Origin of the sequence: Microcystis wesenbergii FACHB-1317, from assembly GCF_014696875.1 — a bacterium.
GTDB classification, from domain to species: Bacteria; Cyanobacteriota; Cyanobacteriia; order Cyanobacteriales; family Microcystaceae; genus Microcystis; species Microcystis wesenbergii_A.
The window spans coordinates 1-12,914 of record NZ_JACJQV010000233.1; the positions used below are offsets into that span (position 1 = coordinate 1).

The following is a 12,914-nucleotide window of genomic DNA, read 5'->3' on the forward strand; positions in this document are numbered from 1 at the left end:
GAAAAACAGTATTTTACCTTGGGAACACACATTGATAACGCTCCTGACGGTTGGAATGATTTCGAGATTGAAATTGGGCTATTATCAGACCAACTTATTATCAGCGGAGAAAGTGTCAGTAAAGCTAGTAAAGATCAGGAATTCACACTTTACAAAATTGATGGCGATCCTAACCGACACACCGATGAAATTAGGGTGATGTATAACAATTTTAAGACAGGTAAAAATAAGCCCCATATACCTTGTTCTAACCGACAAGCCATTTTTTATCAATTGGAAACTCCCAGTCGGTTCCAGCAAAATCATACTCAATCACAAAAAATTATTCCAGCAGTTACTAAAGTAATTCGAGAAACCTTGAGAAATATTGTCTTTCTTGATCCTCGTCCAGAAGTAATGCGGGATTATGCTTACGCTAAATATGATGATATTAAAGAAGATGGCTCTAACCTTTCTAGTGTTCTTTACGCAGTTTGTCAGCAGGGAGAGACTCAAAAAAACAAGTTGCTTGACTTCATTCGTTCATTACCAGAACAGGATATTACCGATATTCGCTTTAGCATTACAGACCGCAACGATGTTATGGTGAGACTAATAGAGTCTTTTGGGAACAAAGAACATAAGGTGGATGCTCCTTTGTTGTCTGATGGTACTCTGAGAGTTTTAGCGATTGCTGCAACTCTACTAAGTGTAAATCCTGGAACTTTCGTAATTATTGAAGAGATCGATAATGGTGTTCATCCCAGTCGTGCAGATAATTTAGTTAAGCAAATTCGGGAGATTGCCTTAGAAAGAAAACTGAGGGTACTGATCACCTCCCATAACCCGGCGTTACTAGATGCAGTACCCGATAGTGATATTGGAAATGTACTTTGTTGTTACCGAGATCCGCAAGCAGGAGATAGTCGTATTGTCCGATTAGCTGATTTAGAGCGTTTCCCCGAATTAATTGTGCAGGGAACTCTTGGTCAGTTGATGACTAAACAAGTATTAGATAAGTTCTTAAAGGATAAGTCCACAGCAGAACAACGTCAACAAAACGCGCTAAGTTGGTTAGAGCAATTAAAACAGGGAGAAGTAGCCTGATGGGAGCTATTTGTCTGATCGATACTTCGAGCTTTTTAGAGATACTTAATGTTCCCCACAAAGCGAGTCAATCTGAGTTAATACTTCAAGAGTTAAAAGAGAAAATTAAAGCTGGGGAATCTCTTTTTTTGCCAATGGCGACCATTCTGGAAACTGGCAATCATATTGCCAAAGCCAAAAAGGTAGATGGCAATCAGCGACGTATTTGTGCAGAAAAATTTGTAAATCAGGTAACACAAGCTCTTGAAGGAAAATCTCCCTTCACCCCTATTAATTTTCTAAAGCAAGAAGACCTGCAAGGGTGGTTAAAAGAGTTTCCTGATCAAGCGATGCAAGGTAGGGGACTGGGAGACCTTTCTATCATTCATGATTGGCAAAGAATTTGTGATCAAAATCTAGGCCGCCGCGTCTATATATGGTCTTTGGACAAACACCTTAAAGGTTACAATCGGCCACCGAAGTTATGAGTAATTGACTACGGATTTACTTCTAATAGTCGATTTGTAGTTTAAGAGGTGGAGATTTAATTAGGGCTGGCTGAATAAATCTAAAAACCTTGCTGGATAAGACTTTTAGACCTTTTTGGAAATCAAAAAGTACCGGACCTGGGAGTGAGCGGGGGGGAAATTCAGGGACTTTTTCCCTGAAAATTAGGTAATTGACCACCTCAAAATCGGTAAAACCCCACACCCCACACCCCACACCCTGCCCCCACGAAAAACTTTTTCAGCAAACCCTAATTAGAGATTAGCGAAGCTTAATCCACCGAAAAACATAATCCACTAAATCGCGACAATTCGTCAGGATAACCATTAAGCGGTGCGTCAACGATAGCTTAACACCCTCTACCACTGTCAACCTAACTTCTAATTAGGTTGCTTAGGTTTTTCAAGTTGCTCTTTAACTAATTCTAAGGGAAGTTTTAACACTCTAGCAATTTGTTCGACGGTTAAGCCTTCTTTCATCAATTCTGTAGCGATTTCGAGTTTAGATTCTTCAGCAAGATTAGATTTTTGTAATTGATTTTCTGGTAGTTGATTACAGATATGACCTTTATTAATTTGTACGGGATTTATTACATTAAAGTTATGAGAGACATTATAATAATATCTTCGCAGACTAGACCTAAGATTGGCTTTATTAACTTCTTCTCCTAAAATTTCCGATAAGGTTTTCCATAGCTTACCGGCTACATCCTTGACATATTTCTCGGAACGATGATGATTTTTAGCGATTTCTGTATATTTTTGGTGGTTAATCACCCCTTCTAAGATTTCAGACTGAACATCATCTAAATTTTCTCCTGTATAGGAGAAGATGAGATTATCAACAGTTGTAATTAAAGAGTGAATATCAAAATTGTTCATTGTTAAACACAGAATCCAGATTAATAAGCTTTTACCTGACATTATATGACATTATCAGTTGTACGGTCAATTTAATATTATTTTTAGATTTAAGTTATGTGTCTTAATACTGCTTTATATAGCTTTAAAACGCTCTCATTCCCTCGAAAAAGAACCCAGTAACGTCGGTTAAATTGCCTTTTTTATATAACTCATTCCCCCTTAATTGAATAAGTTGAGGGGGATTTTTATAGATTAATTTTCGGCTTCATTTTCTAAAATTTCCTGTAATTGTGAACGCAATGGAGTTAGATTATTTTCAATCGTCCGCCAAGCAATTGCCAATTCTACCCGAAAATATTCATGAAAAATGACATTTCGCATATCTCCCATTAAACGCCAAGGAATTTGAGAATAACGCAATTGTATCTCACTAGGAATATTTCTAGATGCCTCACCAATAATTCCTAAATTATAAAGAACTGCTTTAAGAGTCACTCGATTTGAGCTAAAATCTTCAAAGGTCATATTAGCCGTCCATTCCAAGATTTCATCAATGGATTCAATAATATCTTGAAGACGAAGTTGCCAATCTCTAAAAGGCATTAATCACATCCTTTAATACAGGTTGTCGTAAATGTTCTTTTAAAGAATCTTGAGTACCTAAATCAACAGAACATCCTAATATATCTTCTAAGTAAAGTCGTACCTCGATAAACTCAAATAACCCTACCGCTTTACTAAATTCTACCAATAAATCTACATCACTGTCAAAACGTGCTTCATCCCTTGCTACTGAACCAAATAGAGACAGAGATTTTACCCCTAGTTTTTCTAATTGTTCTCGGTGTTTTGCGAGAATTGTTAGTACCTCATCTCGTTTCATGGCTATTTCCTGAAATCTGATTCCTTCATTGTAACCTTAATGGTTGTCTCGTTGATATTGGCTCTCATGATGAAGTTTATTAAAATAGAAATTATTATTGAACTTAGAAATGCTCTGCCAGTGCCAAATACCACCATTAATTAGGTGACTTAGGTTTTTCAAGTTGCTCTTTAACTAATTCTAAGGGAAGTTTTAATACTCTAGCAATTTGTTCTACGGTTAAGCCTTCTTTCATCAATTCTGTGGCGATTTCGAGTTTATATTCTTCTTCTGGATCAAATTTTTGTAATTGGTTTTCTGGTAGTTGATTACAGATATGACCTTTATTAATTTGTACGGGATTTATTACATTAAAGTTATGAGAGACATTATAATAATATCTTCGCAGACTAGACCTAAGATTGGCTTTATTAACTTCTTCTCCTAAAATTTCCGATAAGGTTTTCCATAGCTTACCGGCTACATCCTTGACATATTTCTCGGAACGATGATGATTTTTAGCGATTTCTGTATATTTTTGGTGATTAATCACCCCTTCTAAGATTTCAGACTGAACATCATCTAAATTTTCTCCTGTATAGGAAAAGATGAGATTATCAACAGTTGTAATTAAAGAGTGAATATCAAAATTGTTCATTGTTAAACACAGAATCAAGATTAATAAGCTTTTACCTGACATTATATGACATTATAAGGTGTACGGTCAATTTAATATTATTTTTAGATTTAAGTTATTTGTCTTAATACTGCTTTATATAGCTTTATATAACTTTAAAAGCCTTGAAAGAAAATTTTAGGGTTAGTAAGCTTGGGTGGACGTTCAATCATTTACTACAAGCTGAGGAGTATTTATCATGTTGTTAAATCTAATCCAAAAAGGACTTTACTTATCAAGTCTTTTTGCTGTATCCCTTTTCTTGCCTATCAAAGCGGTGGGACAAATTACTGGTATTACCTTTAATCAAGCCAACTTTGATCTTGATAGTGATATTACTACTAATTCTAATTGGGGTCAAACTGATTTATCTTTTATTGGTAGTTCAGATTTTCAGTATTTTAACCTTGTAGTAAACGGGAATTGGCTAATTCAAGATGATCCTCTTTTAAGTATAGAAGGTTCTGGTATTTCACAGACACTAACTTTCAATTTTGATTTAGGAAATACAATTGGTAATGATGTTTCTTCTCTTGATTATATAGCCTCTTTGACAAGCACACCTTTAGGTATGCAACCTTCAGGAACACCATTAACATCTTCAGTAGGAGATGTTGATATCATAACAGGAGGATGTTTATCTGGTATAGCTCCACTTCCTCTTACAGTTCCTCAACCAATTATAGGTGGAACGCCAGTAAACTGGGCTTATCATCCAGGAATGGTTAATCAAGATGTTGGGAAGAATGAATGTGCGCCGGGGGCATTTTCTAACAGTCTAAAATGGCTAGATATAGAAAACAAAATACCTGAAACTTTAAAAAGTATTGAAGGTCTTAAACAGATTTTGATGACTACACCAGATGGGACTGCTGTACCTGCTTGGTCAAAAAAACGTGATGCTCTCAAAGATTATGTCACCACTAAATATTTTGGACCTGGTGATGGTCTGTTTATCATGAATGATGCAAACATTATTGATCAGATAATTGCTGAAATAAAACATGGTGAAGATGTTGAAATTTGGGGTGAAGGCCATGCTGCTGTTTTAACCTGTGTCATCAAGTTTGCTGACGGAAGAGCGCAACTTTGTATAACCCACGATACAAAACAAGGAATGCCAGGGGGTACTATTACTGAAAAAGCAATTTATAATCCCATAACGGGTCAATTTGACACTGCTGCTACGTTTATGCCTGTAGGATCGACAATTCGAGGATTTATTTCAGAGTCAAAAATTCCGGAACCTTCAACAGTAACGGGTTTGTTAGGTCTTGGAATACTTGGTGCAGGTGCAACCTTAAAACGCAAAGTAAAACGCTCTCATTCAACCGAAAAATAACCCACTAACGTCGGTTAAATTGCTTTTTTGTATAACTCATTCCCCCTTAATTTTAGACCAGTTGAGGGGGATTATTTGTTAGGTTTAGGCTTTGCACTATAATGGTTGATAATTAAAATGAGGTCTTAAAATGGAACAGCAAACCCTAAAAGGGACTTGGGAATGGCTGTGTCCTCAACTTGCCTACGCATTTGAAAAGTCCCCACTATAAATCTTAGGGAGACTTAGACAATTTAGCTGATGGAAAATAGCTGATGCACTTGCGCTAGGGTTTTCGTATCTTGAAAAAACCGTTTTTTGTCTAAGTTCTAAGGGAGTTATACTAGCGCACTTTGCCCCCTAAAAGCTATCATCTTGAAAGGGGGCATTTAAGAAGTATAGTGAGCGACTCTTTTCTAGGCACAGTTCATGCTGAATAACTTAACAGTTAAAAATTTGACGGTTTTTCCCGAAATCCAGCTGCAATTTTCCCAAAATCTGAATGTCATTGTCGGGGAAAACGGAACAGGCAAAACTCATCTTCTCAAGATTCTCTATTCGGCACTCGCTACCAGTGGGGAAGAAGGGCGAAAATCTCCGAACGGAACGCCAACAAAAACTTTATTGCAAACTCGTTTAGCCGATAAACTGATTCATGTATTTCGCCCCGATTATTTAGGAAGGCTCACCCGCAGAAAGCAAGGACGAGAACGATGTGACGTAAAATTACACTTTCAAGATAGTCGATTTAATTTTGCTTTCAGTTTCGCAACTAATAGTAAAACAGAAGTCTCCCTAGAGGAAGTTCCAGAGGCTTGGCTTGATGTATCTTCTGCCTATTTTCCTACTAGAGAGCTATTGACAATTTTCCCAAACTTTGTATCTCTATACGAAAGTCATTATCTTGAATTTGACGAAACTTGGCGAGATACTTGCTTACTTCTCGGCGCTCCTTTGCAACGTGGCAATAAGGAAAAACCCATTCAAAAGTTATTGGAACCGATCGAATCGGCGATGGGAGGTTCGCTAGAGTTAGATAAAAATGGGCGTTTTTATCTAAAAAATGAAAGTGGACGATTCGAGATGCCTCTCGTTGCCGAAGGAAATCGTAAATTAGCGATGTTAGCTCGTCTAATCGCCACTGGTGTGTTAATGGAAAAAGGTGTTTTATTTTGGGATGAACCGGAAGCGAATCTCAACCCTATTTTGATCAGAGAAGTCGCTAAGAGCATCGTCAATCTTAGTCATGCGGGTATTCAAGTCTTTCTGGCAACCCATAGTTTATTTTTACTACGAGAACTGGAAATTTTAATGAGCGATCGAGATAACTTTCCCCTGAATACGCGTTTTTTCGGCCTACATTTCTCCGATGGTGCTGTAGTCGTTCAACAAGGAAATACAAGCGATGAAATCGGTGAAATCACAGCCCTTGATCAAGAGCTTGCTCAATCCGATCGCTTTTTAAGTATGGGAGAAGAAAGACGGTGAGGGTTAAAGTGGACGGCATAATCTTTGATTTTCCCGATTCGTGGCAAGTCAGTAAATACGATAATTGGGCTTTTTATCGTCACCATTTCTCTACAATGCTAGATGGAATTAAAGGAGTTGATTTGATTGCGATTTATCGACAAGATATCTGGTTAATTGAGGTGAAAGATTATCGCCAGTCACGTCGTACTAAAGCTCAAGATCTCGCCGAAGAAGTTACCGAAAAAGTTCTCTATACAATCGCTGCTATGTTACCAGCGAAGATTAATGCCTCTGACAAATCCGAAGCAAATTTTGCCAGAAAAGTTCTTCAGGGAAAACAATTACAGGTTGTCCTTCATCTTGAACAACCGGAAACACATTCCCGACTTTTTCCCCGCGCCATTAACCCTGTAGATGTGCAGCAAAAACTGAGAAGATTAATTAAGCCGATCGCTCCTCATCCAAAGGTAGTAGAATCTACTCGGATGCAGAGTGTACCGTGGAGTGTAATTTAATTCTCATATTCTCAACTGGCAAATTAATATAACTCATTCCACCTTAATTTTAGATCAAATGAAATTAGTTGCTGACAAGAGTTTTAAAAGAGCATTTAAAGAATTTATCAAGAAAAATCCTCAACTTAAATAAAAGTTATTGAGTATCTTAGATTGATTAGAAGCTTATCCCTTTCTTCCTTCTTTAAAGTCTCATAAGTTAACAGGAAGTTTAGAAGGATATTGGTCTTTTTCTGTTGCTTACGATTGTCGTATTATTTTTACGTTTCGTCAAGATACTGAATTGCTATAGATAAGGATAATTTTCTTTCTTGCCTTTAATTCTCCTATTCTAAACTGGTAAAAAGTCAAAATCTATGATTTCTGCAAAGGTATAAGGACAAACTTGCGGAAACGTATCCAAAGATAAACCAGTTTTTTTGATCACCGATCGCTTGGCTTTATCATAAATTATATCTAACCTAGAAGCTCCATAATTGTAGAGGGTTTTTGACTGGAATAAAATTTCTAGTTCTAGACGGAAATTATCGATTTCATCGGCCCATCCCCTGCCACAATTACCTTTTTCAGTCAGCCAATACTGATACATCAATAAATGTTTAACGGTTTGAATTAGATAGCTTTCCACTTTGTTTCTTTGTTCTCTCCCCAAATCTTCTATCTCCGTTAAAAGATGTTCCCAATCTAAATTTTTAATCTCCCCGCGTCGAATTTGTTCGGTGGTTCGCTCAATCCACAAAACAAAGTCCTGATCATAAAGCTGTTTTAATTCTTCCCACTGCATAGATTTTTGAGATTGAGCCGCGCTTTTATGATCAATCATAAACAAAACCCCCCACCAATGGGCGGGGGGTTTTTTAGTCACCTAATTCAAGGTTTAGCCGAACTTGCCAGCAGTGGAAGCGATCAAGAAGGCGGCGTAGGTGAAGATATAGCCAACGGTGAAGTGAGCTAAACCAACCAAACGAGCCTGAACGATCGAGAGAGCCACGGGTTTATCTTTCCAACGAACGAGGTTCGCCAGAGGAGTGCGTTCGTGGGCCCAAACGATAGTTTCGATCAACTCTTGCCAGTAACCACGCCAAGAGATCAGGAACATGAAACCGGTTGCCCAAACGAGGTGTCCAAAGAGGAACATCCAGGCCCAGACAGAAAGGTTATTAACACCGTAGGGGTTGTAACCGTTGATTAACTGAGCCGAGTTAGCCCAGAGGTAATCGCGGAACCAGCCCATCAGGTAGGTGGAGTTTTCGTTAAACTGAGCCACGTTACCCGACCAGACACCGAGGTGTTTCCAGTGCCAGTAGAAGGTTAACCAACCCAAGGTGTTCAACATCCAGAACATGGCTAGGTAGAAGGAATCCCAAGCAGAGATGTCGCAAGTACCGCCACGGCCCGGACCGTCGCAAGGGAAGGAATACCCGAAGTCTTTTTTATCGGGCATTAATTTGGAACCACGAGCGTCTAAAGCACCTTTAACCAGGATTAGAACGGTGGTGTGTAAACCAAGAGCGATCGCATGGTGAACGAGGAAGTCGCCAGGACCGATGGTTAAGAATAGGGAGTTAGTGCCGCTATTGATTGCGTCTAGCCAACCGGGTAACCAAACATCACCGTAGTTGGGATAGGCGGTGTAAGCGATGCTATCGGGGTTAGACAACAGTACGTTCATGCCGTACAGGGTTTTACCCGAAGCTGCTTGCACGAATTGAGCAAACACAGGTTCGATCAAGATTTGTTTTTCGGGAGTACCGAAAGCGACGACCACATCGTTATGAACGTAGAGGCCGAGGGTGTGGAAACCTAAGAAAAGGGAAACCCAGCTTAGGTGAGAGATGATCGCTTCTTTATGCTCCAGCATCCGCGCCAGCACGTTATCTTTGTTCGCTTCGGGATCGTAGTCACGCACGAAGAAGATAGCACCGTGGGCGAAAGCACCCACCGCTAGGAAACCAGCGATGTATTGGTGGTGCGTATAAAGAGCCGCTTGGGTGGTGTAGTCCTTAGCGATAAAGGCATAAGGGGGTAGCGCGTACATATGCTGCGCCACCAGAGAGGTGATCACGCCTAAAGAAGCGAGAGCCAAACCGAGTTGGAAGTGGAGAGAGTTGTTAACCGTGTCATAAAGATTTTTGTGACCGGCTCCTAACTTACCACTGGGGGGTCTGTGTGCATTGAGGATGTCCTTAATGCTGTGACCGATGCCCCAGTTGGTGCGGTACATATGACCAGCCACAATGAAGATCACAGCGATCGCCAAGTGGTGGTGAGCCATATCGGTTAACCAGAGGGACTCGGTTTGGGGATGGAAACCACCTAAGAAGGTGAGAATCGCAGTTCCCGCGCCTTGGGCAGTACCGAAAATGTGGTTAGCAGTATCGGGGTTTTCTGCATACACACTCCAGTTACCGGTGAAGAAGGGTAGTAAACCCGCCGGGTGGGGGGGAGTGGAGAGGAAGTTGTCCCAACCAACGTGCTGACCGCGGGATTCGGGGATAGCAACGTGAACGAGGTGTCCGGTCCAAGCCAGAGAGCTAACACCGAACAGAGCGGCGAGGTGGTGGTTCAGGCGAGATTCAGCGTTTTTGAACCAAGCGAGGCTAGGACGGAACTTAGGTTGTAAGTGTAACCAGCCAGCAAAGAGGAAAATCGCCGAGAGAATCAGCAGGAACACCGCACCTTGGTATAGGTCTTGGTTGGAGGTCATACCGATGGTGTAGAACCAGTGGTAAACCCCGGAATAGGCGATGTTAACCGGATTAGAAGCGCCAGCTTGGGTGAAGGCATCTACAGCGCCTTTACCGAACTGGGGATCCCAAATCGCGTGGGCGATGGGACGGATATTTAAGGGATCTTTGATCCACTGCTCGAAGTTGCCTTGCCAAGCGACGTGGAATATAGTGCCGGAAGTCCACAGGAAAATGATTGCAATGTGGCCGAAGTGCGACGCGAAAATCTTTTGGTAGAGATTCTCTTCCGTCATGCCATCATGACTTTCAAAATCGTGGGCTGTGGCGATCCCGTACCAAATCCGACGGGTGGTCGGATCTTGGGCTAGATCTTGGCTAAATTTAGGGAATTTAGTTGCCATAGCTGTTTAGGAAATTCTCCTCTCTAAATAACTGAGGCTCTTACACGAGTGCTGGTTATTTCCTTTTTTCAATTCACCCACTGTAATAGGAAACGCTTACAGAGGTATCGGTCAATCGACGCTGGTTCAGCCTAGGCTTGCCAATCCCCGGGGGACTGGCAAGCCCTTATAGGCAAGTTTAGCCAATCGAGAGACTTCTGGCCAAGAAGAATGCCCAAGTGGTGACAATACCGCCTAAGAGGTAGTGAGCCACACCAACGGCACGACCTTGAATGATGCTCAGGGCGCGAGGTTGGATAGCGGGGGCAACTCTTAACTTGTTGTGCGCCCAGACGATCGACTCGATTAATTCTTGCCAGTAGCCGCGACCACTGAACAGGAACATCAAGCTAAACGCGAAGACGAAGTGACCGGCTAGGAACATGATTCCATAGGCAGACAGGGCAGAGCCATAGGAATTAATGACTTGCGCTGCTTGCGCCCAGAGGAAATCCCGTAACCAACCGTTGATGGTGATGGCACTTTGGGCGAAGTTACCGAGGGTAACGTGGGTGACAGTGCCATCAGGGGCGACGGTTCCCCAGACATCGGACTGCATTTTCCAGCTAAAGTGGAAGATTACGACCGAGATGGAGTTGTACATCCAGAACAGGCCGAGGAAGACGTGATCCCAACCGGAAACTTGGCAGGTACCGCCGCGACCGGGACCATCGCAGGGGAAACGGAAACCGAGATTCGCTTTATCGGGAATCAGACGGGAACCGCGAGCGTAGAGAACCCCTTTGAGGAGAATCAACACGGTGACATGGATGGTGAAGGCGTGGATGTGATGCACGAGGAAATCGGCAGTACCGAGAGTGATCGGCATCATGGCCACTTTGCCACCCACTGCTACCACGTCGCCACCGAAAGCATAACTAGCGGTAGTGAGAGCGTTAGGAGCGGTGTTGCCGGGGGCTAGGGTGTGGAGACTTTGTACCCATTGGGCAAAGATGGGTTGTAGTTGAATTCCCGTATCCGAGAACATATCTTGGGGACGACCAAAAGCCCGCATGGTGTCGTTGTGAATGTATAAACCGAAGCTATGGAAGCCGAGGAAAATACATACCCAGTTCAGGTGGGAGATAATTGCGTCGCGATGACGGATCACCCGATCGAGCAGGTTATCGACGTTTTTGGCTGGATCGTAGTCCCGCACCATGAAGATCGCTCCGTGCGCTCCCGCACCGACGATTAAGAAGCCACCGATCCAAGTGTGGTGAGTGAACAAGGATAGTTGGGTGGCGTAGTCAGTCGCCTGATAGGGATAGGGCGGCATGGCGTACATATGGTGGGCCACGATGATGGTTAGCGAACCTAAGAGAGCAAGGTTAATCGCTAACTGAGCGTGCCAAGAGGTGGTCAGGATTTCGTACAGTCCTTTGTGACCTTGACCGGTGAACGGACCTTTGTGGTTTTCAAGGATTTCCTTCATGCTGTGACCGATACCCCAGTTGGTACGGTACATATGACCAGCAATGATGAATAATACAGCGATCGCCAAGTGATGGTGAGCGGTATCGGAAAGCCAGAGACCACCGGTCACGGGGTTCAAGCCACCTTTGAAGGTGAGGAAATCCGAGTAAGCACCCCAGTTAAGGGTAAAGAACGGGGTCAAACCCTGGGCGAAACTGGGATATAAATCCGCCATCTTGCTCGGTTCGAGAATGAACTCGTGGGGCAAGGGGATATCTTGGGGAGCGACTCCCGCATCGAGGAGTTTGTTCACCGGTAAAGAAACGTGAATCTGATGACCGGCCCAACCTAGGGAACCTAAGCCGAGTAAACCCGCCAAGTGGTGGTTCATCATCGATTCCACGTTTTGGAACCATTCCAGTTTCGGTGCGCTTTTGTGGTAATGGAACCAACCGGCAAACAGCATCAGGCCCGCCATCACTAAACCACCGATAGCGGTGCAGTATAGCTGATAGCTGTTGGTGAACCCGGAAGCGCGCCAGAGGTAGAACAGACCAGAGGTGATCTGAATACCGTGGAAACCACCGCCCACATCGCCGTTGAGGATGCCTTGACCGACGATCGGCCAGACCACTTGGGCGCTGGGTTTGATGGCGAGCGGGTTGGTTAACCAAGCTTCATAGTTAGAAAATTTCGCGCCGTGGAAGTACATTCCACTTAGCCAAACGAAGACAACGGCGAGATGTCCGAAGTGGGCGCTGAAGATTTTCCTGGAAATATCTTCCAGATCGCTGGTTTGACTATCAAAATCGTGGACGTTGGCGTGTAGGTTCCAAATCCAGGTAGTGGTTTTGGGTCCTTTGGCTAAAGTGCGATCAAAATGCCCCGGTTGACCCCACTTCTCAAAGGAAGTAGGTACTGGGTCTTTATCTACAATCACTTTAGCTACCGCCTCTTTGGGGGGGAGTGCCATGAGGATTCTCCTCTCTCGACAATAGACTTAGCGTTTTATTTGAGGATAGATTTTTTAACCTAAAAAAGGCAAGTTGAAATCTGACCCACCTTTTGTTAATGTCGCTTGACTTTCCT

General features: G+C 42.5%; 12 protein-coding genes and 1 pseudogene. 6 read left to right on the forward strand and 7 right to left on the reverse strand.

Annotation, left to right across the window (positions count from 1 at the left end; genetic code table 11):
• The coding region (locus H6F92_RS24285; RefSeq protein WP_190359808.1) for an AAA family ATPase at positions 1 to 1,086 on the forward strand (1,086 nt) is incomplete at its 5' end.
• Complete coding sequence (locus H6F92_RS24290) at positions 1,086 to 1,553, forward strand: hypothetical protein (protein WP_190359809.1); 468 nt, start codon at positions 1,086 to 1,088, stop codon at positions 1,551 to 1,553. The genes H6F92_RS24285 and H6F92_RS24290, both read left to right, overlap by 1 nt.
• Before the next feature lie 399 nt (positions 1,554 to 1,952).
• On the opposite strand, the gene H6F92_RS24295 is transcribed toward H6F92_RS24290, so the two are convergent.
• The 4 genes from H6F92_RS24295 to H6F92_RS24310 all read right to left on the reverse strand — a co-directional run bounded on the left by H6F92_RS24295 (position 1,953) and on the right by H6F92_RS24310 (position 3,955).
• Complete coding sequence (locus H6F92_RS24295) at positions 1,953 to 2,453, reverse strand: helix-turn-helix domain-containing protein (RefSeq protein WP_190359810.1); 501 nt, start codon at positions 2,451 to 2,453, stop codon at positions 1,953 to 1,955.
• 234 nt (positions 2,454 to 2,687) lie between these two features.
• The gene (locus H6F92_RS24300; RefSeq protein WP_002757284.1) at positions 2,688 to 3,038 is read right to left on the reverse strand and encodes a HepT-like ribonuclease domain-containing protein; all 351 of its coding nucleotides are present in this window, start codon (positions 3,036 to 3,038) and stop codon (positions 2,688 to 2,690) included.
• Positions 3,028 to 3,318 (reverse strand): nucleotidyltransferase family protein, encoded by a 291-nt coding sequence (locus H6F92_RS24305; protein ID WP_002757283.1) that lies wholly within the window; start codon positions 3,316 to 3,318, stop codon positions 3,028 to 3,030. Before H6F92_RS24305 ends, H6F92_RS24300 begins: the two co-directional genes overlap by 11 nt.
• A 136-nt stretch (positions 3,319 to 3,454) precedes the next feature.
• Positions 3,455 to 3,955 (reverse strand): helix-turn-helix domain-containing protein, encoded by a 501-nt coding sequence (locus tag H6F92_RS24310; RefSeq protein WP_190359811.1) that lies wholly within the window; start codon positions 3,953 to 3,955, stop codon positions 3,455 to 3,457.
• A gap of 217 nt (positions 3,956 to 4,172) precedes the next feature.
• On the opposite strand from H6F92_RS24310, the gene H6F92_RS26355 reads away from it, so the two are divergent.
• The 4 genes and pseudogenes from H6F92_RS26355 (at position 4,173) to H6F92_RS26360 (ending at position 7,571) form a co-directional block, all read left to right on the forward strand.
• Positions 4,173 to 5,315, forward strand: coding sequence for a PEP-CTERM sorting domain-containing protein (locus H6F92_RS26355; RefSeq protein ID WP_242030257.1), 1,143 nt, complete (start codon positions 4,173 to 4,175; stop codon positions 5,313 to 5,315).
• Between the two features lie 408 nt (positions 5,316 to 5,723).
• Positions 5,724 to 6,782, forward strand: coding sequence for an AAA family ATPase (locus H6F92_RS24320; RefSeq protein ID WP_004162512.1), 1,059 nt, complete (start codon positions 5,724 to 5,726; stop codon positions 6,780 to 6,782).
• Positions 6,779 to 7,279, forward strand: coding sequence for a cysteine--tRNA ligase (locus H6F92_RS24325; protein WP_004162513.1), 501 nt, complete (start codon positions 6,779 to 6,781; stop codon positions 7,277 to 7,279). Before H6F92_RS24320 ends, H6F92_RS24325 begins: the two co-directional genes overlap by 4 nt.
• Positions 7,280 to 7,337: 58 nt before the next feature.
• Positions 7,338 to 7,571, forward strand: a pseudogene (locus H6F92_RS26360) (type II toxin-antitoxin system RelE/ParE family toxin).
• 39 nt (positions 7,572 to 7,610) lie between these two features.
• Here H6F92_RS26360 and H6F92_RS24330 read toward each other — a convergent pair.
• The 3 genes from H6F92_RS24330 to psaA all read right to left on the reverse strand — a co-directional run bounded on the left by H6F92_RS24330 (position 7,611) and on the right by psaA (position 12,798).
• On the reverse strand, positions 7,611 to 8,102 hold the full coding sequence (locus tag H6F92_RS24330) for a DUF29 domain-containing protein (RefSeq protein WP_190359812.1): 492 nt from the start codon (positions 8,100 to 8,102) through the stop codon (positions 7,611 to 7,613).
• 54 nt (positions 8,103 to 8,156) lie between these two features.
• Complete coding sequence (psaB, locus tag H6F92_RS24335; RefSeq protein WP_002785240.1) at positions 8,157 to 10,370, reverse strand: photosystem I core protein PsaB; 2,214 nt, start codon at positions 10,368 to 10,370, stop codon at positions 8,157 to 8,159.
• Positions 10,371 to 10,548: 178 nt separating this feature from the next.
• On the reverse strand, positions 10,549 to 12,798 hold the full coding sequence (psaA, locus tag H6F92_RS24340; protein WP_002734764.1) for a photosystem I core protein PsaA: 2,250 nt from the start codon (positions 12,796 to 12,798) through the stop codon (positions 10,549 to 10,551).
• Positions 12,799 to 12,914: the final 116 nt, after the last annotated feature.